This is a genomic window from Treponema sp. UBA7570 (assembly GCA_002477955.1).
Classification (GTDB): domain Bacteria; phylum Spirochaetota; class Spirochaetia; order Treponematales; family Treponemataceae; genus Treponema_D.
On the sequence record DLLE01000020.1, the window covers coordinates 32,024 to 57,818 of the forward strand.

At 37.6% G+C, this 25,795-nt stretch carries 28 protein-coding genes and 1 pseudogene; 18 read left to right on the forward strand and 11 right to left on the reverse strand.

The genetic code is table 11. The features are described 5' to 3' along the window. Positions 1-264 precede the first annotated feature (264 nt). From rpsF to dnaB, 5 genes are all read left to right on the forward strand, one after another. Positions 265-546, forward strand: coding sequence for a 30S ribosomal protein S6 (gene rpsF / locus B4N75_RS02000; protein ID WP_296022606.1), 282 nt, complete (start codon positions 265-267; stop codon positions 544-546). A gap of 51 nt (positions 547-597) precedes the next feature. Then, positions 598-1,089, forward strand: a complete 492-nt coding sequence (locus B4N75_RS02005; RefSeq protein ID WP_296022607.1) for a single-stranded DNA-binding protein — start codon at positions 598-600, stop codon at positions 1,087-1,089. Between the two features lie 37 nt (positions 1,090-1,126). Further along, positions 1,127-1,447 (forward strand): 30S ribosomal protein S18, encoded by a 321-nt coding sequence (gene rpsR, locus B4N75_RS02010; RefSeq protein ID WP_078930088.1) that lies wholly within the window; start codon positions 1,127-1,129, stop codon positions 1,445-1,447. Between the two features lie 70 nt (positions 1,448-1,517). Further along, complete coding sequence (rplI, locus tag B4N75_RS02015) at positions 1,518-2,051, forward strand: 50S ribosomal protein L9 (protein WP_296668649.1); 534 nt, start codon at positions 1,518-1,520, stop codon at positions 2,049-2,051. Between the two features lie 196 nt (positions 2,052-2,247). After that, positions 2,248-3,579 carry a replicative DNA helicase gene (gene dnaB, locus B4N75_RS02020; RefSeq protein WP_296022609.1) on the forward strand — a complete coding sequence of 444 codons (1,332 nt, stop codon included), beginning with the start codon at positions 2,248-2,250 and terminating at the stop codon, positions 3,577-3,579. A gap of 47 nt (positions 3,580-3,626) precedes the next feature. Here dnaB and B4N75_RS02025 read toward each other — a convergent pair whose 3' ends face one another. The 5 genes from B4N75_RS02025 to B4N75_RS02045 all read right to left on the reverse strand — a co-directional run bounded on the left by B4N75_RS02025 (position 3,627) and on the right by B4N75_RS02045 (position 7,186). After that, on the reverse strand, positions 3,627-3,980 hold the full coding sequence (locus B4N75_RS02025; protein ID WP_296668652.1) for a heavy-metal-associated domain-containing protein: 354 nt from the start codon (positions 3,978-3,980) through the stop codon (positions 3,627-3,629). Further along, positions 3,977-4,150, reverse strand: a complete 174-nt coding sequence (locus B4N75_RS02030) for a hypothetical protein (RefSeq protein WP_296022611.1) — start codon at positions 4,148-4,150, stop codon at positions 3,977-3,979. The genes B4N75_RS02025 and B4N75_RS02030 overlap by 4 nt, the downstream gene beginning before the upstream one ends. Before the next feature lie 125 nt (positions 4,151-4,275). Further along, positions 4,276-6,564, reverse strand: coding sequence for a ferrous iron transport protein B (gene feoB / locus B4N75_RS02035; protein ID WP_296022612.1), 2,289 nt, complete (start codon positions 6,562-6,564; stop codon positions 4,276-4,278). A gap of 22 nt (positions 6,565-6,586) precedes the next feature. Continuing rightward, entirely contained in the window at positions 6,587-6,808 is a 222-nt protein-coding gene (locus B4N75_RS02040) for a FeoA family protein (RefSeq protein ID WP_288516532.1), read from the reverse strand. 165 nt (positions 6,809-6,973) lie between these two features. After that, positions 6,974-7,186, reverse strand: coding sequence for a FeoA family protein (locus B4N75_RS02045; RefSeq protein WP_273065793.1), 213 nt, complete (start codon positions 7,184-7,186; stop codon positions 6,974-6,976). A 243-nt stretch (positions 7,187-7,429) separates the two neighbouring features. On the opposite strand from B4N75_RS02045, the gene rpiB reads away from it, so the two are divergent. From rpiB to B4N75_RS02060, 3 genes are read left to right on the forward strand one after another with little or no spacing between them, the layout of a single operon-like run. Next, on the forward strand, positions 7,430-7,864 hold the full coding sequence (rpiB, locus tag B4N75_RS02050) for a ribose 5-phosphate isomerase B (RefSeq protein ID WP_296022613.1): 435 nt from the start codon (positions 7,430-7,432) through the stop codon (positions 7,862-7,864). Between the two features lie 11 nt (positions 7,865-7,875). Further along, positions 7,876-8,979 (forward strand): mannose-1-phosphate guanylyltransferase, encoded by a 1,104-nt coding sequence (locus tag B4N75_RS02055; protein ID WP_296022614.1) that lies wholly within the window; start codon positions 7,876-7,878, stop codon positions 8,977-8,979. A gap of 60 nt (positions 8,980-9,039) precedes the next feature. Next, a complete protein-coding gene (locus B4N75_RS02060; RefSeq protein WP_296668654.1) occupies positions 9,040-9,906 on the forward strand; it encodes a phosphoribosylaminoimidazolesuccinocarboxamide synthase in 867 nt (288 codons plus the stop codon). Between the two features lie 82 nt (positions 9,907-9,988). Here the strand turns inward: B4N75_RS02060 and rfbB are convergent, their stop codons facing one another. The 4 genes from rfbB to rfbA all read right to left on the reverse strand — a co-directional run bounded on the left by rfbB (position 9,989) and on the right by rfbA (position 13,680). Next, positions 9,989-11,125, reverse strand: a complete 1,137-nt coding sequence (rfbB, locus tag B4N75_RS02065) for a dTDP-glucose 4,6-dehydratase (protein WP_296706478.1) — start codon at positions 11,123-11,125, stop codon at positions 9,989-9,991. Positions 11,126-11,325: 200 nt separating this feature from the next. Next, a complete protein-coding gene (gene rfbD / locus B4N75_RS02070) occupies positions 11,326-12,216 on the reverse strand; it encodes a dTDP-4-dehydrorhamnose reductase (RefSeq protein WP_296706480.1) in 891 nt (296 codons plus the stop codon). A 1-nt stretch (position 12,217) separates the two neighbouring features. Continuing rightward, positions 12,218-12,805, reverse strand: a complete 588-nt coding sequence (gene rfbC / locus B4N75_RS02075; protein ID WP_296668659.1) for a dTDP-4-dehydrorhamnose 3,5-epimerase — start codon at positions 12,803-12,805, stop codon at positions 12,218-12,220. Continuing rightward, positions 12,805-13,680 (reverse strand): glucose-1-phosphate thymidylyltransferase RfbA, encoded by an 876-nt coding sequence (gene rfbA / locus B4N75_RS02080; RefSeq protein WP_296706482.1) that lies wholly within the window; start codon positions 13,678-13,680, stop codon positions 12,805-12,807. The genes rfbC and rfbA overlap by 1 nt, the downstream gene beginning before the upstream one ends. A gap of 103 nt (positions 13,681-13,783) precedes the next feature. Between rfbA and pcnB the strand changes: the two genes are divergently transcribed. Continuing rightward, positions 13,784-14,920, forward strand: a complete 1,137-nt coding sequence (pcnB, locus tag B4N75_RS02085; RefSeq protein WP_296668661.1) for a polynucleotide adenylyltransferase PcnB — start codon at positions 13,784-13,786, stop codon at positions 14,918-14,920. Positions 14,921-14,990: 70 nt separating this feature from the next. Here pcnB and B4N75_RS02090 read toward each other — a convergent pair whose 3' ends face one another. Next, positions 14,991-15,917 (reverse strand): hypothetical protein, encoded by a 927-nt coding sequence (locus tag B4N75_RS02090; RefSeq protein WP_296022621.1) that lies wholly within the window; start codon positions 15,915-15,917, stop codon positions 14,991-14,993. A 1-nt stretch (position 15,918) separates the two neighbouring features. After that, a complete protein-coding gene (locus tag B4N75_RS02095) occupies positions 15,919-16,908 on the reverse strand; it encodes an RluA family pseudouridine synthase (RefSeq protein WP_296668662.1) in 990 nt (329 codons plus the stop codon). A gap of 129 nt (positions 16,909-17,037) precedes the next feature. Between B4N75_RS02095 and B4N75_RS02100 the strand changes: the two genes are divergently transcribed. From B4N75_RS02100 to B4N75_RS02140, 9 genes and pseudogenes are all read left to right on the forward strand, one after another. Further along, entirely contained in the window at positions 17,038-17,526 is a 489-nt protein-coding gene (locus B4N75_RS02100; protein WP_296022623.1) for a divergent PAP2 family protein, read from the forward strand. Between the two features lie 6 nt (positions 17,527-17,532). Further along, the gene (locus B4N75_RS02105; protein ID WP_296706484.1) at positions 17,533-18,972 is read left to right on the forward strand and encodes a hypothetical protein; all 1,440 of its coding nucleotides are present in this window, start codon (positions 17,533-17,535) and stop codon (positions 18,970-18,972) included. Next, positions 18,956-20,248, forward strand: a complete 1,293-nt coding sequence (locus B4N75_RS02110; RefSeq protein WP_296668665.1) for a hypothetical protein — start codon at positions 18,956-18,958, stop codon at positions 20,246-20,248. The genes B4N75_RS02105 and B4N75_RS02110 overlap by 17 nt, the downstream gene beginning before the upstream one ends. Continuing rightward, entirely contained in the window at positions 20,238-21,302 is a 1,065-nt protein-coding gene (locus B4N75_RS02115; protein WP_296668667.1) for an RnfABCDGE type electron transport complex subunit D, read from the forward strand. Before B4N75_RS02110 ends, B4N75_RS02115 begins: the two co-directional genes overlap by 11 nt. After that, a complete protein-coding gene (locus B4N75_RS02120) occupies positions 21,295-21,768 on the forward strand; it encodes a hypothetical protein (protein ID WP_296706486.1) in 474 nt (157 codons plus the stop codon). Before B4N75_RS02115 ends, B4N75_RS02120 begins: the two co-directional genes overlap by 8 nt. After that, positions 21,761-22,375, forward strand: a complete 615-nt coding sequence (locus B4N75_RS02125) for a hypothetical protein (protein ID WP_296706487.1) — start codon at positions 21,761-21,763, stop codon at positions 22,373-22,375. Before B4N75_RS02120 ends, B4N75_RS02125 begins: the two co-directional genes overlap by 8 nt. After that, complete coding sequence (locus B4N75_RS02130) at positions 22,368-22,925, forward strand: hypothetical protein (RefSeq protein WP_296022629.1); 558 nt, start codon at positions 22,368-22,370, stop codon at positions 22,923-22,925. Before B4N75_RS02125 ends, B4N75_RS02130 begins: the two co-directional genes overlap by 8 nt. Before the next feature lie 386 nt (positions 22,926-23,311). Next, the gene (locus B4N75_RS02135) at positions 23,312-25,315 is read left to right on the forward strand and encodes an alpha-amylase/4-alpha-glucanotransferase domain-containing protein (protein WP_296666548.1); all 2,004 of its coding nucleotides are present in this window, start codon (positions 23,312-23,314) and stop codon (positions 25,313-25,315) included. Between the two features lie 217 nt (positions 25,316-25,532). Beyond that, positions 25,533-25,795 (forward strand): annotated as a pseudogene (locus tag B4N75_RS02140) (2,3-bisphosphoglycerate-independent phosphoglycerate mutase); the annotation flags it as partial.

The following is a 25,795-nucleotide window of genomic DNA, read 5'->3' on the forward strand; positions in this document are numbered from 1 at the left end:
GTCAATTATCCGCTTTTGTTTTTTGTGTTTTAGGCATATTTTGGACAAGGGATTGCAAGGGTGAGCGAAGCGAAAACAAAGGTCAGCCTTTGGTCGGAGGCGAAAGCCGTAGCCCTGAAAAGCCCGTTTTTTGCGCAGCAAAAATGGCCCAGAATTGTTTACATTTTTTTTGTATTGACCAGACTGCAAAAAAAAGTTATATTTTTAGCAACCCCTTGAGACTTCGTACGAAGTTTCCATTTGACCATAAGGAGAACATACAAGATGAGAAAGTATGAACTTATGACTGTTTTCTCTACAGAAGAAGACAAATTTAAGGCAGCTTCTGATGCAGTTCGCTCAGTGCTTGCCAATTTCGGTGCAAAAATCGACAAAGAAGAGTCTTACGGTGACCGTGACTTGACTTATGTTATCGAAAAACAGAAACGCGGTCGTTTCGTTCTTTTTACAGTTAGCGCAAATCCTGCGAAAATTACAGAAATCGAAACTCAGTTCAAATTAACACATAGCCTTTTGAAGTGGCTTTTTGTAAAAATCGAAGACTAGAAAGTTATTTTCATCTAATAAACACTGTAAATAACAACCTGGAGGCATTTTATGACAGATATTAACCGAGTAGTCCTTGTTGGACGTCTTGTCCGTGACTTGGGAAATGATCAGCGTGATTTTGCTTATACTCCAAACGGTCAGGCACGCGCTAATATCAGCATTGCGGTAAACCGTAGCCGTAAACAGGGTGAACAGTGGGTTGATGAAGCAAACTTTTTCGATGTAACAATCTGGGGTAAAACTGCGGAAAACCTTAAGCCATACCTTACAAAAGGCAAGCAGATTGCCGTAGAAGGATATTTGCGTCAGGATCGTTGGGAAAAAGACGGTCAGAAATTCAGCAAGGTAGGCATTGTTGCTGACAGTGTAATGCTTCTTGGCGGAAGATCGGATAACGGCGGCACTCAGTCGTCAGGGGGGTACACTCCGAAATTCCAGCAAAATAATGGTTTTGCACAGCAGCAGTCTTATCAGCCACCTGCAGAAAGTCCTTCTTTTGGTGGAAATGGCGGCGGATATTCAGAAGATATCCCATTTTAATGTTTAATCATTAAAATCAATTTTTAGGAGACTTAATATGTCAGACGAAGTAACAACTAACGAAGTTGAACAGAAAGTAAATGTAACAGATACACAGGGCGCTTCAGACGGTCGCGAAGGCGAAGAGAAAGGCGCTCGCAGAGGTAAAAAGTTCTTCCGCAAGAAGGTTTGCCGTTTCTGTGCTAATAAAGCAAAAATAGATTACAAAGATGCAGACGGTCTTAAACGCTTTACAACAGAGCGCGGTAAGATTCTTCCTCGCCGCATTACAGGAACTTGCGCTAAACATCAGCGTGAAGTTGCGCTTGCAATCAAACGTGCTCGTGCAATTTGTCTGCTTCCATTCGTTGCAGAATAATAAAAAATAATAAAACGACGATCCAACTCCTGGTGACGCCGTTTTTTAATATCAAGAGGAGCTTGAAAAAATGAAAGTAATTCTTAATGAAGATGTTAAACATCTCGGAGAAATGGGAGATGTTAAAAATGTTGCTAACGGTTATGCACGCAACTTCCTTTTCCCACACATGTTTGCTGTTCCGTACAATGCTGATACTGTAGCATATTTTGAAGGACGCAAAGCAGAAATCGAAGCCCGCAAAGAAGCTAAAAGAAAGGATGCAGCAAGCGCAAAAGACAAGCTTGAAGCGACACTCGTTGACCTTACTGTTCCTGCAGCTGCAAACGGAAAGCTTTACGGTGCCGTTACAAGCCAGACAGTTGCTGACTTCTTAAACAAAAATGGTTTCGACATTGAGCGCAAACGCATTGAAATTCAGGGTGTTACAATTAAGAGCGTAGGACACTACACAGCATTGATTCACCTTTACGAATCTACAAACGCTGAAGTAAAAATTTCTGTAAAAGGACAGACTACAGACAGCAAACCACAGGAAGTTTCTTCTAAAAAGGAAACACCTGCAGAAACTGCTGAAGTTCCAGCAGAAGAAAAGGCTGAATAGTTTTTTACTTTCAAAATCTGAAAAGTTCAGACAGTTTGAATAAAAGGCCGGAAAATTTTCCGGCTTTTTTTGTTGATTTTTAAATATAAAAAAAAGATTAAAATGCCGTTGATTTTTCATAATTTTTCATAAAAAGATAAAAAATGCAACGACGCTATACTTCAAAAAGAAAAGCACATTTTTACAGGAGCAAATAATGGACGAACGATTAAAAGACTCGGTTCCGCCGCACAATCTTGAAGCGGAAGTTGCAACTTTGGGAGCAATGCTTCTTGACTGGACTTCGATTCAGGATGTTGTAACATTTTTGCTCCCAGAACATTTCTATTCACTTCAAAATCAGATTATTTACAGCACGCTCATAAAACTTTTTGGAAGCGGAATAACCGGAGACATTCTTACTCTCACAAACGAGCTTTCTAAAAACAATGAGCTTGAAAAAGCTGGCGGTGGAGCTTATATTGCATCCCTTACAAATGAAGTTCCTTCCGCCGCAAACATCGATTATTATGCACATGTCGTTTTGGACAGAGCAACTCGCCGAAGCCTCATAAAAATTTCTTCAGAAATCAAGGCTTCTGCGTTTGATGAATCGCGTGAAAGCCGTTCAATTCTTGAAGAAGCGGAAAAAAAGATTTTCGCCCTTACTGATATGGGACAGACGATTCAAATTCACGATATGCACGAAGTTGTCCAAAGAACATCTGAAATAATTCATCAGCATTATCACAACCACGACACTTATTCTGGAATTCCATGCGGTTTTACAAGGCTTGACAGCATGACAAGCGGTTTTCAGAAGTCTGAACTGAGCATCATCGGCGCACGTCCTTCTATGGGTAAAACGGCTATGGCACTTTCTATGATGGAAAATATTGCTATCGACCAGAAAATTCCTTGCGGCTTTTTCTCTCTTGAAATGTCGTTCGAGCAGATTGGCCAGCGCCTTCTTTCACAGGTAAGCAGAATTCCAGGACACAAAATTCGGTCGGGAATAATGAAGCTTGATGATTTGCAAAAAATAAATGATGCCGCAGGACGGGTTTTTGATTCTCCACTTTATATCGTCGACACTCCGAATATGCAGCTTTTGGATTTGCGAGCAATGGCAAGGCGAATGGTGCAGTCAAAAGGTGTAAAAATTATTTTTATTGACTACATCGGTCTTATTTCAACGCAAAATTCAGCCGCTCCTGTTTACGAGCAAGTTTCAGAAATTTCAAAATCACTAAAAAGTCTTGCCAGAGAGCTTGACATTCCTGTCGTTGCCTTATGTCAGGTTGCCCGCGACGCCGAAGGTTCCGAACCGACACTTGCGCAGCTGAGAGGCTCAGGCTCAATCGAACAAGATGCCGATGTTGTAATGTTTATTCACCGTGAACGGAAAAAGACGGAAGAGGGCGAAATAGATCCTGTTCAGGACGCAAAACTGATTATTGCAAAACAGCGTAACGGTCCAATCGGAGATGTAAACCTTCTGTTCTTGAGCTCATATACCAAATTTGAAAATAAAGCTACGGAAGAATAAAAAGGAATTTGAAAACAATTCGAAATTAGTTAGAGGCAAATTTTCTTTTAAATCACAGAATAACCGAGAGAAGTTATTATTTCCTCTATTTTTTTGTTGCCGTTTAATTTTTCTTTTGACAGAATTTTTGCAGATTTTTTCTTAAAATTTACTTTTGCATAGAATCCAGACTCGTTAAGCTTGTTTTGAATGTGGCTTGCGCAGTTTTTACACTTCATTCCATCAATTTTTATGAGCGTCGCATAAGGATAGTGTGATTTATTTTTGTCTAAAGGATTTATTTTTATTTCGGAATTTCCGCTGCTACAGCAGCTTTCTCCATTGAGCCGTTTTATAAAAGACTTTAGTCCTAGACATGCGAGTAAAATCAATAAAATTATCAGGATCGCATTTGCAATCATTTGTTTTCTCCGCAGCAGCTTTTGCATCTGCCGTCTTTAAAAGCCTTGCAAGAATAGCATCCAGCAGGAATTCCTGATTTTTTTTCTATTTTTTTTGATTTGATAATCGAATGAACAACAAAAACAATCCAAAAAGCAATGAACAAAACAATAAAAATATTTGCAATCATTTTTTTCTCCGCAAAAGTTAAAATATCTGTCCGCTTTTTTTTGCTTTACAAATCGGCAAGTTTTTCTTCGGACAGATATTTTTAAGGCAGTCTCCAAAATTTTTCAGAAATTGCCTTTACTTATTTTAATTTTTTTTGTCCATTTCAGCATACGGATTTTTTCTGAAAAGTCCATACAGGAACATAAGAACAAAAATTATCGCAAAGACAGTTCCTGCGCCAAAATGACCTGTTGTAAAAAGATTGCCAAGCTGATAAACAATCAAAGTTACAATGTAGGCGAAGGCATTCTGGAATAAAATTGCAAACCAGAACCATTTTCGATTGCGAAGCTCATTTGCCATTGTAGAAATTGCAGCAAGACAAGGAGAATCAAGCAAATTGAACAAAAGGAAGCAGAATGCGACAAGTCCTGTCGGGAACCATTTTGCAATTGCATCAACCGCATTTTTTGCATTTCCATCTTCGCTTTCCTCAGCTTCAACTTCATCGCCAGAAATTACATCAGAAACGTTTCCTGCGCCTGCAAGAGCTTCAGTATCTTCATCACTTGCTCCAGCAAGAACGCCCATCGTTGTAACAATTCCTTCCTTTGCAGAAAAACCTGAAATTACAGAAGCGGCGCACTGCCATCCGCCTTCTTCATTTCCAAAACCAAGCGGAATAAACGCATAGCGAAGGACTCCTCCGACTTTTGCCATAATTGAATCATTTGCATCTTCAACAAGGCCAAAAACCGGCTTTTCGGCAGATTGCTGCGCAACAGTCTCATTTTCGCTTTCTTCAGTTTTTACAGACCAGCCGTAGCTTGAAAGGAACCACATTACAAGGCAGGCGAGGAAGAGAATTGTTCCGGCTTTTTTTATGAAAGACCATAATCTCTCCCAAGTATGCAAAAGAACAGTCTTTAACTGCGGAATATGATACTGAGGAAGTTCCATAATAAAAGGCGCAGCAGGACCATGAAAATATTTTGTCTTTTTAAGGATAATAGAAGCGAGCAGAACGCTTAAAATTCCAATTCCATACATAGCAGGACCAACCCACGAACCGTCAGAATTGGTAAATTTAGTCGCAATAATTGCTGCAATCATTGCGATTACAGGAAGTTTTGCGCCGCAAGGAATCCAGGTCGTAGTCATAATTGTCATTCGGCGGTCATTTTCGTTTTCGATTGTACGGCTTGCCATAATTCCAGGAATTCCACAGCCAGAACTTATAAGAAGCGGAATGAATGATTTTCCAGAAAGCCCGAATTTTCTAAAAACCCTGTCCATTACGAACGCAATCCGAACCATGTAGCCAACGTCTTCAAGAATCGAAAGCAAGATGAACAAAACCGCCATCTGAGGAACAAAACCAAGAACAGCGCCAAGTCCACCAAGAATCCCGTTAACGACACAGTCGATAAGGACAGGGTTTGCACCAGCGTTTTCAAGCAAAGTCTGAGCGCCGCCCTGAATCCATTCGCCAAACAAAACATCATTTGCCCAGTCAGTTCCCATCGTGCCGACAGTAGAAACTGCAACCCAATAAACAAACCACATTACAGCAAGGAAAATCGGAATTCCGAGAATTCTGTTTGTAACAATGCGGTCGATCTTGTCAGAAGCAGTCATTGTTTTTCCAGATTTTACAAGGACGCCTTTCAAAATCGCATTTATGCTCTCGTATCTTTCATTTGTAATGATTGATTCAATATCATCGTCATGAGACTTTTCCAAGGCGCAAGTTTCGTTTTCAGCCTTGATTTTTGACTCTTCGTCAAGTTTTAGTTTTGAAAGAATCACGCTGTCCCTTTCAAGAACTTTTATTGCCGTCCATCTGCGCGTAGATTCTTCAATTTCTGAAGGCAGGATCTCTTCAATTGCACCGATCGCCTTTTCAACCTCAGAAGAAAACCGAATTACCGCCGGCTTAGTTTTTTCAGAAGCGGCTTTTTGAGCGGCGGCAATTATTTCTTTTACACCTTTTCCATGGAGCGCAACAGTTTCGATTACTGGACAGCCAAGTTTTTCAGAAAGTTTTGCCGCATCAATCTTATCTCCTGACTTTTTTAGGGCATCAACCATGTTGAGCGCCATTACGACAGGTTTTCCAAGCTCCATAATCTGAGTTGTAAGATAAAGGTTTCTTTCAATATTTGTCGAATCAACAATATCGATTACGGCAGCAGGCTCGCTTGAAGCCAGATAATCGCGCGAAACTACTTCTTCATTTGTGTATGGCGAAAGCGAATATATTCCCGGAAGGTCAGTCACAATCAAATCGCTTTTGCCTTTTACCTTTCCTTCTTTTTTTTCAACAGTTACTCCAGGCCAGTTTCCAACATACTGAACAGTTCCAGTAAGGGAATTAAACATTGTCGTTTTTCCGCAGTTTGGATTTCCTGCAAGTGCAATTTTAGTACTCATTTTACTATCCTTATTTTGATTTTTATTCAACTTCAATATTTTGCGCATCGTCTTTGCGCACAGAAAGTTCATATCCGCGGATTGTAACTTCCACAGGATCTCCAAGCGGAGCAACTTTTCTTACAAAAACTTTACAGCCTTTCGTAAAACCCATGTCCATAAGGCGGCGTTTTAAGGCTCCTTCACCGTCAAGTTTTGTAACTGTCACGGTAGAACCAACCTCGGCGTCTCTTAAAGTACTCATTTTTTCCTCCTATAAAAATTCAATGAGAAAATATCTATTTCCGATTTTTTTCGGGCGGCTTTTTGCCTTGCAAAAAAACCGGGCTATCCGTGGCTACGGCGTCTAACGCGCCTGCGGTGCTCCGCACACGCTTTGCGTCCACTCCTATCCCTGCCGCATCTTCTGCTATTTAATCAGAATTTTTGCAGCCATACTTTTGTCAATCGCAAGCCTGACTTCCTTGACCTTAACAATCAAACCGGTTGCAATTTTCTGAATCACTGTAATCTTCGAGCCTTCAGAAAATCCCATGTCAGCCAAATGCTGTTTTACAGCCTGAGTGCCAGTGATCGAGGCAACAGAAACTTCATCTCCGATTGAAGCAAAAAGCAACGGCATAATAAAACCTCCGGCTAAGAATAGTTAGCAAGATTGTAATCTAAATAATAAACACTAACTCTTATTAACCATTGCTAACAATAATAAGTTTTATGTTTTTTTGTCAATATATTTTCCTTTTTTTTAGATATTTTTTTTCATTCATTCTGACACTACAAGAACATTGCTCTGCTGACAAAAAACGCAATTTATGCTAAAGTTTTCGTCATAATTCAATCAAATTTCATTTTACAGGAATGAACAATGTCTAAAACTATAGCAATCGGTGCCGACCATGCAGGCTATTTGTACAAGGCCCGCTTAATCGAACATTTAAAATCAAAAGGATTTGAAGTAATCAATGTTGGAACTGACACTGGAGACAGCGTCGACTATCCGGTTTTTGCAGAAAAAGTAGGCGACTTAGTCGATTCAAATCAGGCTTACTGCGGAATTTTAATCTGCGGAACAGGAATCGGAATGAGCATGGCTTCTAACAAGCACAAAGGAATCCGTGCAGCTTTGTGCACTGACCTTGTAATGGCAGAATACACACGCCGCCACAACAATGCAAATGTGCTGTGCATGGGCGCAAGAATCATCGCCTACGAAATGGCGGAAATGATTGCCGATAAATTTCTCGAAACAGAATTTGAAGGCGGCCGTCACCAAAGAAGAATCGACCTTTTTGACAAATAACGAAGGCTAAAATGATTACAGATGTTATTATCATGGCCGGTGGTTTTGGAGAACGTTTGTGGCCGGCTTCTAGTCCAACTCATCCAAAACAATTTATGGCCTTAAACGACAATATTTCTTTTTTGCAGGAAAGTTTAATACGCGCGCTCGCATTAAAAATTTCTGGGAAAATCGTAGTCGTTACCAGGAAAGATATTGAAAATGAATGTACTCTGCAGATAAAAAAACTGGCAGATCGTTCAGAAGAAATGGACGCAAGAAAACTTCTTGCAGAATCAATAGTCCTGGCAGAACCTGCGCCAAAGCACACTTCAGCGGCAATCATGCTTGGTGTAAGTTTAATAAACAAACTTGAACCAGATTCTTCCCACACTTTTCTTGTGCTTACAAGCGATCACGTAATCACTCCAGTAAGCCAGTTTGCAAAAGACTGTAAAAATGCGGCCAACGCAGCCGAAAAAGGCAAATTTGTCTGCTTTGCAATTGCGCCAACACAGCCAGCGACAGGTTACGGCTACATAAAGGCCGGAAAAGACTTAACTGGCGAAAACCACACTTTTAAAATCGAAAATTTTAAAGAAAAACCTGACGAAGAAACCGCAAAACAATATTTTGAGTCGGGCAATTATTTTTGGAATTCGGGAATGTTTGCCTTTGAAGGAAAAATGTTCCTGAACGAAATGCTTTCGTGCACTCCAAAAATAAGCAATGCCTTTGAAGCCGTTACAAAAGGCAAAAAACCTTCTCTAAAGCAGGTTAATGGAGTTTATGTAATAAAAAACTGGCCGGAAATGGAAATCACTTATCAAGACGTTCCATCAATTGCCGTTGACAAGGCTATTGCCGAAAAATCTGAGAATGCAGCGGTCGTAAAAGCTACATTCAAGTGGACAGACGTTGGCAGCTGGGACACTTTCAGTGAACTTTGCACAAATCCTTTGAACAACAAAGTCGTTCAGGTTGAATGTGCAAACAATTTTGTTTATTCAGATATTCCAGTAAGCTTATGCGGAGTTAAGGACTTAATTGTCGTTGCAAAAAACGGAAAGCTTCTCGTCATGAAAAAAGGCGAAAGTTCGCTTGTTCGCTCGGCAGTAAAGGCAATTGAGCAGTAGCTGCGCAAAAATTGCGGTTCAATTTTAGAAAATATTTATTCATATAAAATGAGGTAAGATATGAAAAAGATTATCAGTGGAAAAGTTCGTGAAGTTTACGATCTTGAAGACGGCCGTATGGTTATCGTTACAACGGACAGAATTTCAGCATTTGATGTAATTCTTCCTACAATGATTACAGACAAGGGCAAGGTATTAAATGCTCTTTCTAACTTTTGGTTTGACTTTACAAAAGATATTGTAAAAAACCATATGATTTCTTCAGATTTAAAGGATATGCCGAAAGAATTCAATAGCCCGGAATTTGAAGGACGCACAATCCTCGTAAAAAAACTCAAGATGATTCCTTACGAAGTAATTGTCCGCGGCTACATGTTCGGTTCTATGTACGAGGCCTACAAAAAGGGCGAACCATTTCTTGGCCACAGTTTTGACAAAGAGTACAAACAGGCAGAAAAACTTGACGAGCCGATTGTAACTCCATCAACAAAAGCCGCCGAAGGCCACGATATAAACGTGACAATCGATTACATGAAAAAAGATCTTGATGAAAAGTTTCCCGGAAAAGACCTTGGAAGCAAAATCGAAAAAACAGCACTTGCAATTTACAAAAAATGTTATGAACATGCGCTCAAAAACGGGATCATAATTGCAGACACAAAATTTGAATTCGGTCTTGACGAGAACGGAGAGCTTGTTCTTGGCGATGAAGTTTTGACTCCAGATTCAAGCCGCTTCTGGAATGCAGAAACTTACAAAGCAGGAACAAGTCCTGCAAGCTACGACAAGCAGTTTATCCGCGACTGGCTCAAAGAAAACAACCTTGCCGGTGATCCGACGATAAAAAGCGTTCCAGCAGAAGTTGTTGCAGAAACTTCAAAGCTCTATCACGAATGTGTAAAAAAAATCACTGGAAAAGACCTGTAACTTTTTCAAATCAGATTAAAGAATAAAAAAGGCTGTCTTTATGAAGTTGTTTCCATAAGACAGCCTTTTGTTTTATTCAGATTTATCTTTTTGAATAGTTTTTTTCTACCCAGTTAAGATATTCTCCTGAAAGAATATGGTTAATCCAAGCTTTATTGTTCAGGTTCCATTTTACAGTCAGCAAAAGTCCCTGCTCAAAAGACATTTTTCTTTCCCAGCCGAGTTCAGTTTTTATTTTTGTACAATCGATTGCATAACGCTGGTCATGTCCAGGTCTGTCTTTTACGTGAGTAATGGTGTTTTTTATGTCAGATTCGCTCATGTCGGTTTCTTTAGCTGTAAGCTCGATAAGCTTGTCGAGAAGCGTAATATTCTGCCATTCATTTTCGCCGCCGATATTGTATTTTTCGCCTGTTTTTCCATTATTCAAAATGAGCCAAACTGCGCGGTTGTGATCTTCAACATAAATCCAGTCGCGGATATTTTTTCCTTCGCCATAGACAGGAAGATTTTTCTTTTCCTGCATATTTAAAATCATCAGCGGAATAAGTTTTTCCGGGAACTGATACGGACCGTAATTGTTTGTACAGTTTGAAAGAGTAATTGGAAGCCCGTAAGTGTGATAATACGCCATTACAAGATGGTCGCTCGAAGCTTTGCTTGAAGAATAAGGTGAACGGGGATCATAAGCAGTTTTTTCTGTAAAATATCCCGTAGGTCCCAAAGAACCGTAAACTTCATCAGTAGAAATATGGTGGAACAGAACATCGTCGCGAGGATTGTCGAGACTTACTCCCCAGTAGCTGCGGGCAACATCCAAAAGAGTATAAGTACCGAATATGTTCGTTTTTATAAAAGTTTCAGGTCCCAAAATCGAGCGGTCTACATGGCTTTCTGCCGCAAAATGAACAACTGTATCAATATCATACTGCTTAAAAATTCTTTCGATCTCGCTTCTATCACAGATGTTTACTTTTTCAAAAAAATAACGGCGTTTTGAAGGATCTTTTTCGCCTGAACCAAAAGTTTTGTCAATGTCTTCTAGAGTTTCTCCATTTCCTGCGTAAGTAAGGCAGTCAACGTTGATTATTCTTCCTGAAAAATTTGCATCTTCAAAGGCCTTCTCGCCGCTTGTTGATTTTCCAAAAAGATAATGAATAAAGTTTGAACCGATAAAGCCGGCTCCGCCTGTAACAAGCACATTCTTAAGTTTTCTCATATTTTTCTCCCATAAAAAGTCAAGATTAAAACTTCAGTTTTAGGATTGACTTTTTAAGTTGTTTCGCAACGAACTGAGAAACAACCGATGATAAGAAAGTTTGCAACGCAAACTTTTTAGGATAAAAACAGACGACATTTTCGGCTGTTTTTATCTTATCTCCTCGTGCATAATAAAAAGCATAAAATAAAAAAATTTGACTATTTTACACTAAACCTTTCATCTTTTATAAAATCTTCGAGAGAAAGTTTCCAATCTGGAAGTTTTATGTTCAAAGCTGACTGGATTTTTGAAGTATCAAGCACGCTGTAAGCAGGACGCTTTGCCTTTACAGGATAATCGTCTGTCGTGCAGCTGTTGATTGCGCAGTTATTTGAAATTCGTCCGTATTTTGTTCCAAGTGAATAAATTTCTCTGCAAAAATCAAACCAGGTGGTCTGGCCGGCATCGGTCACGTTGTAAATTCCGTATGGAACAGTTTTTTTGTTGCAAATTTCAAAAATGACTTGAGCTAAAGTCGAACAGTTTGTCGGAGTTCCTTTTTGGTCGCAGACAACTCTGACGCTTTCCCTGCTGTTCATGGCTTTTGTCATTGTGTATACAAAATTCTTTCCATAAAAACCGTAGAGCCACGCTGTACGAAGAATATAATACCTTTGAGTTGATGAAATTATATTGTCTTCGCCACTGGCTTTTGTTTTTCCATAAACGCTGGCCGGAGATTTTTTTTCAGTTTCCAAAATTGGCTGAACAGCATTTCCGTCAAAAACGTAATCTGTGCTTATGTGAATAATTGCAGCGTCTTTTTTTTCAGCAATCCGCGCCAAATTAAGAGGTCCTGCCGAATTAATTTTTTGAGCAGATTCTTTTTCGTCTTCTGCCTTGTCAACAGCCGTATAAGCAGAACAATTTACGATAAAATCGATTTTAGAACCAGAACTTATCTCAAGTTTATTCGCAAAATTTTCAAGCTCAGAAAAATCTGCGACATCGACTTCGCTGCCTGTTCCTGCATAAGCAATTTTATTCTTTTGAAAAAGCTCACAAAGCTGAGAACCGAGCATTCCCCTGCAACCTAGAACCCAAATCATCTCAGTTTTCTCCAATCCAATGGGCGCTCATATCAAAATATTTTTTTGAAAAATCAAAGGCTGGATGTTTTTTGTCTTTTTCGCTCAAAAGAGGCTCTACATCTCCACAGATTGAATGCCAGTCAATGCTAATAGTCTTGTCGTTCCACATAAGACCAGCTTCATCTTCCGGATGATAAAAATCCGTACATTTATATGTAAAAACTGCAAAATCGCTAATTACATAAAAACCGTGCGCAAAACCTTCCGGAATGTAAAACATATTGTTTTTCTGAGAATCAAGAACAACTCCGTAAGATTTTCCAAAAGCAGGAGAGCCGTTTCGTAAATCTACAGCAACATCGTAAACTTTTCCTTCAAGCGCACGAACGAGTTTTCCTTGAGGATGCTTTGTCTGAAAATGCAGCCCGCGCAAAACGCCTCCTTTGCTAGCGCTCTGATTGTCCTGAACGAACTTCATTGTAAGACCGGCTTCAAAAAAGTCTTTTTCTGAATATGTTTCTGCAAAGTAACCACGGGCATCTCCAAAAATTTTTGGCTGAATTTCCCATAATCCTTCAATTGGGCATTTATTGAACTCAAAAGACATTAAAAATTCTCCGCAATATATTTTAAATAAGAGCCGTAATCGGTTTTAAAGCCTTTTGCAATTTCAAGAAGCGCATCTTTTGTAATCCAGCCGTTGTTAAATGCAATTTCTTCTATACAAGCAACATACATTCCCTGACGTTTTTGAATTGTTTCGATGAAATTTCCGGCTTCTGAAAGGCCTTCGTATGTTCCTGTATCAAGCCAGGCAAAACCGCGTCCCAGAATTTCTACGTTGAGTTTTTGCTGAACCAAATATTCATTATTAACAGAAGTGATTTCGATTTCACCACGGGCAGAAGGCTTTACATTTTCTGCAATTTTTACAACGCTGTTGTCATAAAAATAAAGTCCAGGAACTGCATAGTTTGATTTTGGTTTTGCGGGTTTTTCTTCAATTCCGAGAGCTTTTCCGTTTTTGTCAAATTCAACAACTCCGTAGGCTGTCGGATCTTTTACAAAATAACCGAAAATTGTCGCTCCGCCTTCTGTTTCCACTCGTTTGCGAGCATTTAAAAGGCTTTCTGAAAAGCGCTGGCCGTAAAAAATGTTATCGCCGAGAACAAGAGCAACGCTGTCGCTTCCGATGAATTCTTTTCCAACAATAAAAGCATCTGCAAGACCTCTCGGTTTGTCCTGAACCGCGTATTCAAATTTCATTCCGAGCTGGCATCCATCGCCAAAAAGCTCCTTAAAAACCGGCAAATCGCGTGGAGTTGAAATTATCAAAACTTCGCGGATTCCTGCAAGCATAAGACAGCTTAGCGGATAGTAAATCATAGGTTTGTCATAAACTGGAAGAATCTGCTTGCTAACAGCCCTTGTGAGCGGATAAAGACGGGTTCCGCTTCCTCCTGCAAGAATTATACCCTTCATAAAAAAACTCCCATAGTTTTCAATTTCAAGAACAATACAAGTCCTATACTATTATTCTACCATTATTGAGCATAATAAATCAATTCGTTAGAATAGGAGCATTGTGTTATACAGATATTCCAAAGACGGACGTGGACGGCCTGTAAAAACCGCCGCTATTTATACAAAAAAAGAACATAAAATTTCTTTAGACAAAATTGACGCAGACTGCCTTAGAGTTGTTTTTCATTTAAAAGAATGTGGCTTTAACACTTACATCGTCGGAGGGGCAGTAAGAGATTTGCTTACTGGAAAAACTCCAAAAGATTTTGACATTGTTACAAATGCAACTCCAAGCAAAATTAAAAAACTTTTTAGAAATTCCCGGATTATTGGAAAGAGATTCAGACTTGTCCATGTTTTTTTCGGGGAAAAGATTTTTGAAGTTTCAACTTTCCGCTCGACAGTTGACGGAAGTGTAGGAAACAGTTTTGGTTCGATTGAAGAAGATGTTCAGCGCCGTGATTTTACTCTAAACGCTCTTTATTATGATCCTTCAAAAGAGCAGATTATCGATTATGTCGGCGGAGTGCAGGATATAAAAAATCATATTTTAAGACCTGTAATTCCTTTGAACAGAATTTTTGAAGAAGATCCTGTCAGAATGTTGCGCGCAGTAAAATACAGTTCGACCTGCAGCTGCAAAATGGGCTTTGCATTAAAACACAAAATCAGGAAAAGTGCGCATCTCTTGCTTCCTGTAAGTCCAAGCCGTTTGACAGAAGAAATGCTGAAAATTTTGAATTCTGGCCATTCATCTGAAATTATAGCAGCCTGCCTTAAGACTGATCTTTATATGTACCTTCAGCCGAACGCAAGCAGCATGATGTATCAGTCAAAAAAATTTGAACAAAGCTATATGAAGCACCTTGCAGAAATGGACAAAATAGTTCAAAAAGACAAAACTGTAAGGCTCGGACAAAAACTGTTCTATCTGATTATTGATTTTGTCGATACGCTTACAGACTGGAAAAAAGAAATTTCTGGAAAAACGGCAACTGGCGAACTTTATTTAAAAACTTGGGCTCAGGTAAGAAATTTTGTTCTTCCAATAAATCCACAGCGCACAGAACTTGAATACGCAATTCGTCTGGCTTTAAAAACACTCGGAGTCGCAATAAAAATCCCAAAAAGCGCATTTAAAGTTCGAAAAACTGTAAAATTTCTTCCGGCAGAAGAAAAAATTGCCGAGATAAGATAAATAAAAAAAATAAATCCAAGAAAAAACACCTTGAAATACAGACGCTAATTGCGTTTTTTAAGGTGTTTTTTTATGCAGTCTTTAAATCCGAAACCAAAATATGGTCTACAATAATCGAAATATCCTCAAGGAGAATTCCCGCATTTTTTTCGATTGACGAAGTCACGTAATTTTTTAAATTTTTACTCAATTCTGTAAGCGGTTCTCCAAAAGGAACATCTATCGTCACAAAAAAACGGTATCCTGTCTTGTCCGCCTTTATGTTCAAACTTTTTAAGCGGATTAAGCTGTTAAATTTCTTAACTGCATCTCCTGCAAGGCCTGCAAGATGAGCCTGAGAAATATTTTTTCTTGCAGTAACTGAGAAGGCCGGGCGGACTACAGATTTTTCAAAAAGCTTTGCATTTACTTCGACCGTAGTTTTCTTTTCTTCTGTTTTGAAAAAATGACGGAAAAACTTTCTTTTTGAAAGGCTGACTTTTACTTTTGAAACAAAAATTCTTGAATAATTTCCAGCTTCTTTTACCTCGTACGAGCGGACTGGAATTACATGCTTTCCTTCAATCTGCCGGCTTATACGGGCTTCTTCAATTTGCTGAGGAGTGGCAATGTCTTCGATTCTTATATATTTTTCCGGAAGAGGAATTTGAAGGCGCATTGCAATCTTATTGACCATCTTTTCGCTTGTGCCGAGCAGCAGAATTTTTTTTATCTGTTTTTTCTGAATTGCAAGAGCTACGCTGTCTCTGTGCTTTTTGTCATCGAAAAGCGCAACGCGAACTGCCCCCATATAACTTTTTTCAAGTTTTGCGGAATGCCCGGCAAGAATATTGTCTTCATAAATCAAAAGCCCGTCATCAATTATCGCCTTTATATGATATTTTTGAGCGACAAGCTTTGCGCGAAAACTTTTTCCTGTGCCAGATGGACCGAAAAATGCAAAAACTTGAAGAGGCTTTTGTTTAAAATTAAGAATTTCTCCAATATTCATACCCATATTATAATTCACAAGGCAAGTTTATCAAGGAGGATTTTAAAACTGAAACGAAATTTTCTCCTGGAGGACAAACTATTTTTTTCGGAAGGTTGAATAGATTTTCCTGAAATTCCAAAGAATAAGAATGGAGAAAAAGATTTTGTTTTTCTGAAATCTGTTTTGCTCCGTAAACTGTATCTCCAAGCAGAGGATGCGCGTGGTAAGCACTCGTTGCGCGAATTTGATGAGTTCTTCCTGTAGAAATTACGAATTTTACGAAAGTAACCTGAATGCCTTTATATTCTCCGTACGCAACCGGAATTACCGTTGTATAGCTTTCCTTTGAATTTTTTGAATCGGAATTTACAGAAACTGTATGAAATTTTGAACTATTTAAGTCTTTTTCATTTCTGCTGATTTTTTCTGTCCATATTTCTGTTTTTCCCAAAGCGCCTTCAATGATTGCAATATAAGTTTTTTTTATTTTGTGTTCCTGAATTGCCTTAGAAAACTCCTGCGCACCTTCGAGATTTTGGCTAAAAGCAATAAGCCCTGTAGTTCTTCTGTCAAGACGATGCAAAGGACCTGTTCTAAATGAAAGACTCTTTTGAGCATTTTTAGAATTAAAAAAATCGTAATCTTCTTGGACAAAAACATTGAGAGCCAGTTCGCCGGCTTTTGACTTTTGAACAGGAAGATCGTAAGGCTTGTTTAAAAAAAGAAGTTCTTGAGTACGAAGCACTATCCATCCTTCTGGAAGAGAAGTGATTTTTTTTTGATTTTTTTTGTCTGTTAGAAGCGCGGTTTCCGCTAAAAACGAGGCTATTTTTATTTCATCGCCTTTTTGAATTCTATATTCGCCTTTCTGTTTTTTTTCATTGACCTTTATCAATCCGTTTCTGAGAGCCTTATAAAGCTGCGAAAGATTTTCTTCTGAGAGAAGTTTTTTTGCAATTCTGTCGAGTCTTCTTCCTTCATCATCTTTTCCAGTTTTTAAGCGAATAAATTCCATAACTTATAAACTATAAACAGAACCTATAAAAATTTCAATTTTGACAAACAAAGCTTGTACAAGCTCAATATAAAATGTCTGCATAAAATGCTTAAATAACTAGACAAAAATGCGCATACCGATAAAATAATGAGTATGTTTAAAGGTGTATGGGTACAGTTTCAAACTCTTTTGTCTTCTCCGATATTTCTTGCCTGTGTTTCCAGTTGGTTTCTTGCTCAGTTTTTAAAAACACTCATAAAACTTTTTGCTGGAAAAGTCCACAGCATAAAAGAGCTTGTTGAACTTCTGATATGGCGAACCGGAGGAATGCCTTCAAGCCATAGCGCCCTTGTCGCCTGCCTTTGTACTTGCATTGGAATTACGGAAGGATTCAATTCCGGACTGTTTGTTCTTTCTTTCTGTTTTTTTATGGTTACAATCCGCGATGCTGTCGGTGTAAGAAGAGCAAATGGAATTCAGGCAAATATGATTAACAGAATCGGAAATCTTTTAAAAGATCAGGGACTTGTCCAGGAATACAAAAATCTAAAAGAAGTTCAAGGACATTCTCCGATGGAAGTTATCGTTGGCTGTATTCTTGGTTTTTTTGTCGGTATCGGTTTTTTAGTTTTGTAGGCTGCAATGAAAATTTCGACAAAACTTCTGGCTTCTTCTGCTTTATTTGCATTGACCTTTTTTTTTGTAATCTGTTTTCGCGCTGTTCCAGAAAGCCAGCTTTGGAAAGGCTGGCGGCTTCTTTATGTAAAGTCCGAAAAACTTTCTGAACAAAATATCTGTTCAATTCTTGAAAAAAACGGCTGCAAAAATGTCGTGAGCAGGGTGAACCAGAAAAGCCCTGTCTATTCAGAATTTTCACCTATCCAAGTTCAGCCGAAAAATTCATATATTTACAGAAAGAACGGATTTTTTAGAGACAAATCTTCTACATATTTTGTATTTTATGTTCCAGAAAAAAACACTTCCGCTCTGAAAAATGCAGTTTACGAAATAAACGGATTTTCACAAACCTTTGCGTCATGTGACGGGGGAGCCGTTTTTCCGTGGATTTGTCCTTTTTTAGCTTTTATTTTTTTCGCTGTTCTCTTTTATTTTTCTAAACAGAAATTTAAATTTCTTATAGTCTCTCTGGAGCTTCTTGTTTTGTCGATTACAAGACCTTTGTACACAGTCTGCGGAGCAATTTTTCTTTCACTTTTTGCAAATTTTCTTCTCGTAAAAATTTACGGCAGAGACGGTTTTTTTAAAGATTCGAAAAACGCTGTTTTTATAATGCCAATGATTGTTTTTTCTTTTACTGCGCTTGCTTTTTCGTCGGTTTTAAGTTCATTTTTATTTGCAGTTTCTTTTGCAGGCGGTTGGCTCGGACTTAAGGTTTTTGAAGAATTTTATTCATTTTTCTGCAAAAAAAATGGAAACCTTCAGTTTAATTTTGTTTACATCAAAAAATCTTCAGACGTAAAAACCGTCACCTCATCAAATTCTTTTTTGCTTGGAATTGTTTTTGTCTTTATAGCGTTTCTTTTTGCATTTTCGTCGATTTTTTCAGGAATTTCTCAGGCTTCGTTCTCTGATCAAAGACCTTTTCTTCCGGCTCCTCTTTCTTCAAACTCAAAAAGTTCAAAAGATGCTGAAATGCTTCCAAATCTTGAAGATTTTGTTGACTGGAGCTGGTTTACAGTTTCTTTTCCGTTCAGAAAATTGAATTCTTCTTCGACTGAAATTCAAAATTCTTTTGGCGAGAGCATCGTTATTCCAGATTTTTTTATTGGAAAAGACAATTCCTCTGGAAAAGAGAAGATTTTTTCATCTCAAAATAAAGTTTTGACCTATGATTCTTCCTTTGTTCACTCGATTTATGATAAGATAAACAAAAGCGATTATCCTGCCCTTGAAAAAGTTCTGCTTTTGCAGGGGAAAAATACATCTTATGGATACACAAAAAGCGCAGGAACAAGTTCAGAAAAAGCAGTTCCTCTAGTATTGAGCTTTTTTGCATTTATTCCATTGATTCTCTTTTTATATTATTTTGTGGGAAATAAAAAAAATGAGGCCAATTTATAAATTCGTTTCAGAAGATACTGGATTAATTACTAAAACTGTAAGCGGATTTATTCCAGAAACAGTTGTAATTCCTCTAAAAAAAAGCAGCCAAGATGAAATTGAAATTCTCGTAAAAGCCGGAGACACGGTAAAAGAAGGGCAGGTTATTGCAAAATCTCAGGATACCTGCATTCATTCTTCGATTCCTGGAACTGTTATAAATATCGTTTATTCAAAATTTGCAGACGGAAATGAAGGTTATGCCGCAAAAATCCGGCTCGAAGGAGTTTTTTCTTTTACTGGAAAAAAAATCATCGAAAAAGAATGGAAGTCAAAAGATTCTTCAACACTGATTTTTTTAATGAAAGAGGGAGGAGTTTTAAACACTTTTTCTTCTCCTGAGCCGCTCAATGCTCAGATAAAAAATCTTGATAAAACAAAAGACCGTTTTCTCGTAGTTCGGCTTTACTCTGAAGATCCCTCAAGAATTACTGACAGTTTTGTTACTGAGCATTATTTTGAAAAAATAAAGACCGGCGTAGCAATTACTGCAAAAGCAATGGAAGCAAAAGGAATTCTTTTTGCCTTTGACAGCAATAAATCAATTCCACAGAATTTTGCTGACAGTTTTGAAACAGAAACAGCAGTTGTTTCGATTGATGCAAAAAAATATCCAAATGGTTTTATACACGAGATTGTCAATGCAGCAAAAAAAATGCTCAAAAATTCGATTTTTAAGAATACAGGAAACCGCGATTTATTCATAGATTCTGTTACGGCACTGAATGTTTACAATGCAGTTGTTTTGGAAAAACCAGAAATTACAGCAGAAATTCAAGTTACTGGAGACTGCCTTAACGCCGGAGCCGTAATAAGTGTAAAAACAGGAACAAGTTTGCGACAACTTGCAGAACAGGCCGGCGGTTTTAAAAGAGAACCTGGAAAAATTATAATAAATGGAAAAATTACAGGAAATTCTGTTTCGGATATAGATATTCCAATTTCAAAAGATATAAAATCGGTGGCATTTATTCCTTTCAGACAACTTTATAACCAGACAGAACAAAGCTGCATTCGTTGTGGAAACTGTCTAAGCTGCTGTCCTGTAGGACTTTCGCCAGAAACTCTTTACAGATGCTTTAAAAATAGAGACCACAACAACAGCGAATTGCAGTTAATCGAAAAAACTGCAATTTTGTGCACAGAATGTTCTTTGTGTAATTCTGTCTGCCCATCAAGAATTCCGCTAAGCCAGACAATTGCGCTCTTAAAAAAAGGAAAAATAAATGAAAAATAAAATAAAAATTACATTGCATCCTTTTTCATATTTGAATTTTTCTGAAAAAACAAATGCAATTTTTTTACTCACATTCTTAGCTTGCCATGTTTTTATGCTTTTTATAACAAAAAGCTGGGCAAACCTTTTTGTAATTCTGGCGGCTGTCGCAGCGACACTTTTGGCAGAAGTTTTTGAAAAAACATACGGAAAAAGAAAAGATTCCTACAGTTTTCTCAATTCAATTATTCAAGGAATTTTAGCTGGACTTTTTTTACCTTCAGCATTTCCTATTTATGCTGTTTTTTTTACAGTTTTTTTTGTATTTGTCTGTTCAAGATATTTTATCGGAAGCTTTGCAGACTGCTGGATAAATCTTCCTTGTCTTTCTGTCTGCATCTGCTGGATTTTGGGAACTTCGCTCTTTCCAGACTGGCAGCTCACGCATGAAATTATATTTGCAAGAAATCCATCTCTGGAACTTATTCAAAACGGCACATTCCCAATGCTTGCCCTTGATTCAAAAATTACATCGTTTTTTAACAGGACGATTTTTTCGCTTTTTGGATTTTCAATTCCAGACGGTTATATTTCTCTTTTTTGGGACACCGGCTCTTTAATTCCTGCATTCAGATTCAATTTTATAACGCTGATTTCTTCGATTGTTTTAATTTCGATGGATATTGTAAAGGCGATGATTCCCGGACTTTTTTTACTAACCTATGGTATTCTAGTATTTTTAGGTCCATACTTCTTTGGATTTAGCGGACATGGCGACCTTCTTCTTGCATTTTGCACTAGCGGACTCCTTTTTTCTTCGATTTATTTGCTTCAGTTTGCCGGAACAATTCCAATGTCTCTTTTAGGAAAGGCATTTTATGCTTTTTTTGCCGGAGTTCTTGCATATTTGATAATTGGAGCCGGAACTTCTCCAGCAGGAGCTGTTTTTACAGTTCTTTTGATGAATGTTTTAAGCCTTTTTATCCAGCATATTGAAAAAATTGCCGAAATCAAAAAAGTTAAAAAAATTCTTCTTGAACGCGTAAAAGAATTTGAGGAAGGAACAAATGCTTAGCGAAAAAAACAAAATAATTTTAATAAAAGTCAGTATTCTGGCAGGAGCATTTATCATAACCTGCGCAATTCTAATTACAATGATTTTCCTTGCAAGAAGTTTCTGGAAAAACGGTCTAAAGGTTAGTGTGGAGCAGACTCTCGAAAAATATTCCGAAAACACATATAAAACGGGAGACTTTGTCGAATTAAAATCGCAGCTTTCACCTGGAGCGGCAGTTTTTAATTGTAAAAAAAACAACGATTCAAGCCGTTATTATGCCGTAATAATGCGGATTTCTACAATTTCGGGACCTGCGCCAACGGTTTTTCTGTGCTCTGAATATGAGGCGGAATTTGCAGGATTTGCTATTGAAAATGGAAATTTAAAACAGACAATGACCCCAGATTTCCAGGAAATCCATATACGCTATTGGAAATCTTTGTTGCCGAAAATTTTACAAAAGGCAGGACTTTTTGATGACTGATTATAAAAAATTTCTTATTTACATTGGGACAACACTTGCAATAGTTCTTTCTTTTCCAGGAAGAATTGCATACGGAGTTTTTGCGCTGCTTCATTTTAATGTCTCTGTAGTTCTTCTGACGCTGATGCTTTATGCAATAAATCTATTAAATGTAAAATTTCTGCGTCTTGGAATTTGTTCTCTTGAACTTGTTGCTTTGACAATTTTATATAAGCAGCTGCTTGTCATTTTTTGCCCTGTTGCAGCCCTTACAATCGGCTTTTCTTTTTATTTGCCTGCGGTTTCCGCTGTTGTAATAACGGTTTTTAATCTTAGAATAAAAAAATCAATAAAAGAAAGCTGCCTTGATAAATTAAAAAAATCGCTCAGCATTTCTGCATTTTGCTTTATAATTTTTGTTTTAAGAGACACTTTAGGATTCGGAACAATAACGCTTCCAAAATGGCAGTCGCTCTTAGTAATAAAAATACCTGAAATTCCATTTTTTGCAGGAAATTCATTTATGTCCTTTTTTGCGACAATTCCGGGCTGTATGGTTTTGACAGTTCTTGTTTTTTTTGCCAGCCTAAAAATAAATGGCGTTTTTGCAGGAGAAAAAAATGCTTGAAATCATTTTCTTTTATCTTTTTTTTGGCTCAATAGCACTTTATTATGGTGTCGGATTAAAAAAAATTCTTACCATAAGAAAAACTCCTCGCTGTTATTTAAAAGATGTCTTAAAATCGCTTTTTATTACAGTTTCTGTTTCATCAGTTGCTTATCTGTTGGACGAATATGTTTTTGCCAGACTTGGCATAAGCGAAATATATCCTTTTTTTATGACGATTTTTTTTGCCGCAATTTCATACGGCATTCACCGGCTTATAAAAACAAGTTTTTTTGATTTTACGGAAGACTATATCGTTCCATTTATGATTGTCTTGATGAGTTTGACAGAAGGCTTCTCTTTCTTAAGCACAATTTTAATCTGTGTTTCTGGAGTTCTTTCTTTTTACCTTCTCATTTTATTCGTCTTTGCCTTAAGAACTCGATTTAAAATTTATCGAAAAGATGCTGGTGAAAAACCGTTTTTTATGCTTCTTCTTGGAACTGCCGTTCTTTTTATAGCAATTTACGGTTTTAATGCTTCCTGGCTTAATCTCGGGCTAATTTTATAAAGGTTTTTGAAAAAAATAAAAAAAAATGTTTCTTTTTTTAGTGGTTTTGTTGTACACTGTAAGAACCTTTTTTTTCATAAAATTAAAGTGGCTGTAATTAAGGAAGCACGATAAAATTGCTTCCGTGTAATTTTTATCATTACAGTTTGCTCAAGCGTTGCTTTTACAAACTGTGATTCTCGCCAATCCGGTGGCTGGCTCGTCGCTAATGCGGAGTTTAAAATGGAGGCATTATAAAAACAGCCAAAAATGGCATCTGTTTTTATCTTTAAGAGTTTGCGTTGCAAACTTTCTTATCATCTGTTGTTTCTCACTTCGTTGCGGAACAACTTGAAAAGTTAATCCTAAAACTGAAGTTTTAATTTTGACTTTTTATGGGAGGAGATGTGAAAGTCTTAAATTTATGTCTGTCGTTGACCGCAAATTCGACAGTTCTTTCAACTTCTCTGACCTTTGAACAGCAATATCAAAAAATCTACAAAAAACTTATAGCATTTTTATATCAAAATCAAACCGCAAAATTTTCATTTTCGTTTACAGGTTTGCAGCTTGAATGGTTTGAAAAAGAACATCCAGAGTTTCTTCAGATTCTGCATGAGCTCGTTGCCAGAAAGCAAATTGAACTTTTAGGAGGCGGTTATTACAATCCCGTTTTTCCGCTTTTATCTCCGGTCGACAGAGCAGGGCAGATTGAACTTTTGACAGTTGAACTTAGAAGAATTACAGGAAAACGTCCGCGCGGAATTTCTGTTTTAAGTTCTGTTTGGGATCGCTCGCTTATTCCGTGCTTTCAAAATTGCGGAATGGAATGGGTTCAACTTGATTTTTCAGTTTTTCCCGAAAAAAGCCGGCATTTTCTTCCTCAAATTTTAGGCGAACAGGGAAAAATAATAAAAGTTCTGCCTGTTTACAGAAATTTGCAGAATGTAATCAAAAAGAATATTTCGCCGGAACAATATTTAAAAGAACTCGTAGACAAAATTGAAAATTCGACAAAGAATGATGAATACAATTATTATGCACAGGAAAGGGTAATTTCTGTAAATTTTGAATTTGACAGCGCGGAAATTTTATTAAAAAGCAACTGGATTGAAAATTTATACAAGTCGATAAGTCGGGAATTTGCCGGAAAAGTCAGAGTTTGCCTTCCAACAGAATACATTCATCGTGCAGAAGAATTTATTCCATCATTTACAGGAATTGGCATTCGGGATGATGTTGCAAAATGGGCGTTAAAGCCTTACGAAATTTCCGGAGAAAAATCGGAACTTCCTGTTTCTATAAACAATTTTTTAATTACATATCCAAGATGCCTCGCACTTTACAACCGGGAGCTTTATATTTCACTGCTTGTTTCAAACTGTCATGGCGACAAAGCTAGAAAAATGGCAGCCAGAAAATCGCTTTGGAAAGCGCAGACAGGAGAGGCATTTTTGTGTTCTCCAGAAGGAGTGTTTCCTGACAAAAGAATGCGTCAAGCCGCTTACAAAAATCTTACGGAAGCAGAAAAATTCATTCGCGAAGCTGTTCCTTTTAAGGAATCAGTAACATCTTTTGACTACAATGCGGACGGGCACAACGAATATCTGTGCTCAATGGATAAATACACAGCCTGCATTAGCGCACGAGCCGGACAGGTTACAGAACTCAACGTAATTCACAATCTTGAAAATTACGCTGACAATTTAAGCCGGATTGAGAAATTCGACAAAGTGAATGATAACTATGAGCGCGGACTTTTTGTTGAACATGTTTTTAGCAAAGAAGAATTTTCTGATTATAAAAAAGGTCTTTCGGCGGCTGGATGCGGAGTTTTTTCAAAGACACTTTTTAGAGAAGCCGAATTTAACGGAACTAAAAAAGAAATAAAGCTAAAAGGTGAAGGGACATATTCAAATCTGGATATTCCAATCAGCCTAAGAAAGCGTTATCTCATAAATTCCAATGGATTTATGGTTCAATATATTTTAAAAAATGAAGGGCCGATTGCTTTTAGCGGGAATTTTGTAGTTGAATCAAATTTTGCCCAGACAGATTTTTCTCAAGCCAATAAAAATTCATACAAATTGGATTTGATTTCTGACGGTAACGGAATTTCTTACGAAACAGTTGATGAATCGGTTGTAAAAAGAGACATTTCGTTTGTTCAGATTACAGATACGTCAAGCAATATTTCTTTTGTTTATGAACCAAACGAAGAAGCGGGAATAAGCTGCCAGCCTTTGCTTTTTAAAAGACCAAATTTAAATTCAAAAACGGCACAAGTTGCAGAAAATACATTTACGGCTTCACTTTTCTGGGAATTTGATCTTGCCGGCGGAATGGAAATAGAAAAAACAATAAACTTCACAATAATCACTCCCAAAAAACGTCGGACAAAGAAAAATTAAGAGGAAAGTGTGTGGTCGTGTATTCTGAAAATGTGTTTGAAATTTTATATTGGTAGACAGAACTTATATTATAATAAGTATATTATTTTTTCAAATCTGTAAGTAAAGCAGTTTTTTTTATTTATCTGTTATGTTTTTCTTTTAGATTTACAAATTATTGTAAAAAATCGTAAAAAAAAGTATTATTTTGTATATAGAATACTTTTTGGAGTAAAAAATGGCAGATACAATGCATGCTTTGGAAAAGAATCCAAATTGGAAAGGACGCCGAGGACCGGTTGTTCTGGTTATTATGGACGGTGTTGGTTACGGAAAATATGTTGAAGGCGATGCTGTAAAGGCTTCTAAAATGAAGTATTTGGACTGGTTTACGGCTAATTGCCCGCACACAAAACTTAAGGCTCATGGAACTGCGGTTGGACTTCCGAGCGATGATGATATGGGAAACAGCGAGGTTGGGCACAATGCAATTGGTTGCGG

What these genes read in the sequence shown, in the direction of transcription:
- rpsR (WP_078930088.1), top strand. Translation starts at nt 1,127, where the DNA reads ATGTCAGACGAAGTAACAACTAACGAAGTTGAACAGAAAGTAAATGTA.
- B4N75_RS02130 (WP_296022629.1), top strand. Translation starts at nt 22,368, where the DNA reads ATGCTTGAAATCATTTTCTTTTATCTTTTTTTTGGCTCAATAGCACTT.
- B4N75_RS02040 (WP_288516532.1), bottom strand. Translation starts at nt 6,808, where the DNA reads ATGAGTACTTTAAGAGACGCCGAGGTTGGTTCTACCGTGACAGTTACA.
- B4N75_RS02110 (WP_296668665.1), top strand. Translation starts at nt 18,956, where the DNA reads ATGAGGCCAATTTATAAATTCGTTTCAGAAGATACTGGATTAATTACT.
- dnaB (WP_296022609.1), top strand. Translation starts at nt 2,248, where the DNA reads ATGGACGAACGATTAAAAGACTCGGTTCCGCCGCACAATCTTGAAGCG.
- B4N75_RS02120 (WP_296706486.1), top strand. Translation starts at nt 21,295, where the DNA reads ATGCTTAGCGAAAAAAACAAAATAATTTTAATAAAAGTCAGTATTCTG.
- rpsF (WP_296022606.1), top strand. Translation starts at nt 265, where the DNA reads ATGAGAAAGTATGAACTTATGACTGTTTTCTCTACAGAAGAAGACAAA.
- B4N75_RS02115 (WP_296668667.1), top strand. Translation starts at nt 20,238, where the DNA reads ATGAAAAATAAAATAAAAATTACATTGCATCCTTTTTCATATTTGAAT.
- B4N75_RS02030 (WP_296022611.1), bottom strand. Translation starts at nt 4,150, where the DNA reads ATGATTGCAAATATTTTTATTGTTTTGTTCATTGCTTTTTGGATTGTT.
- B4N75_RS02045 (WP_273065793.1), bottom strand. Translation starts at nt 7,186, where the DNA reads ATGCCGTTGCTTTTTGCTTCAATCGGAGATGAAGTTTCTGTTGCCTCG.
- B4N75_RS02100 (WP_296022623.1), top strand. Translation starts at nt 17,038, where the DNA reads ATGAGTATGTTTAAAGGTGTATGGGTACAGTTTCAAACTCTTTTGTCT.
- B4N75_RS02095 (WP_296668662.1), bottom strand. Translation starts at nt 16,908, where the DNA reads ATGGAATTTATTCGCTTAAAAACTGGAAAAGATGATGAAGGAAGAAGA.
- rplI (WP_296668649.1), top strand. Translation starts at nt 1,518, where the DNA reads ATGAAAGTAATTCTTAATGAAGATGTTAAACATCTCGGAGAAATGGGA.
- rfbC (WP_296668659.1), bottom strand. Translation starts at nt 12,805, where the DNA reads ATGTCTTTTGAGTTCAATAAATGCCCAATTGAAGGATTATGGGAAATT.
- B4N75_RS02090 (WP_296022621.1), bottom strand. Translation starts at nt 15,917, where the DNA reads ATGGGTATGAATATTGGAGAAATTCTTAATTTTAAACAAAAGCCTCTT.
- rfbD (WP_296706480.1), bottom strand. Translation starts at nt 12,216, where the DNA reads ATGATTTGGGTTCTAGGTTGCAGGGGAATGCTCGGTTCTCAGCTTTGT.
- B4N75_RS02105 (WP_296706484.1), top strand. Translation starts at nt 17,533, where the DNA reads ATGAAAATTTCGACAAAACTTCTGGCTTCTTCTGCTTTATTTGCATTG.
- B4N75_RS02125 (WP_296706487.1), top strand. Translation starts at nt 21,761, where the DNA reads ATGACTGATTATAAAAAATTTCTTATTTACATTGGGACAACACTTGCA.
- B4N75_RS02055 (WP_296022614.1), top strand. Translation starts at nt 7,876, where the DNA reads ATGATTACAGATGTTATTATCATGGCCGGTGGTTTTGGAGAACGTTTG.
- B4N75_RS02005 (WP_296022607.1), top strand. Translation starts at nt 598, where the DNA reads ATGACAGATATTAACCGAGTAGTCCTTGTTGGACGTCTTGTCCGTGAC.
- rfbA (WP_296706482.1), bottom strand. Translation starts at nt 13,680, where the DNA reads ATGAAGGGTATAATTCTTGCAGGAGGAAGCGGAACCCGTCTTTATCCG.
- feoB (WP_296022612.1), bottom strand. Translation starts at nt 6,564, where the DNA reads ATGAGTACTAAAATTGCACTTGCAGGAAATCCAAACTGCGGAAAAACG.
- rfbB (WP_296706478.1), bottom strand. Translation starts at nt 11,125, where the DNA reads ATGAGAAAACTTAAGAATGTGCTTGTTACAGGCGGAGCCGGCTTTATC.
- B4N75_RS02060 (WP_296668654.1), top strand. Translation starts at nt 9,040, where the DNA reads ATGAAAAAGATTATCAGTGGAAAAGTTCGTGAAGTTTACGATCTTGAA.
- rpiB (WP_296022613.1), top strand. Translation starts at nt 7,430, where the DNA reads ATGTCTAAAACTATAGCAATCGGTGCCGACCATGCAGGCTATTTGTAC.
- B4N75_RS02025 (WP_296668652.1), bottom strand. Translation starts at nt 3,980, where the DNA reads ATGATTGCAAATGCGATCCTGATAATTTTATTGATTTTACTCGCATGT.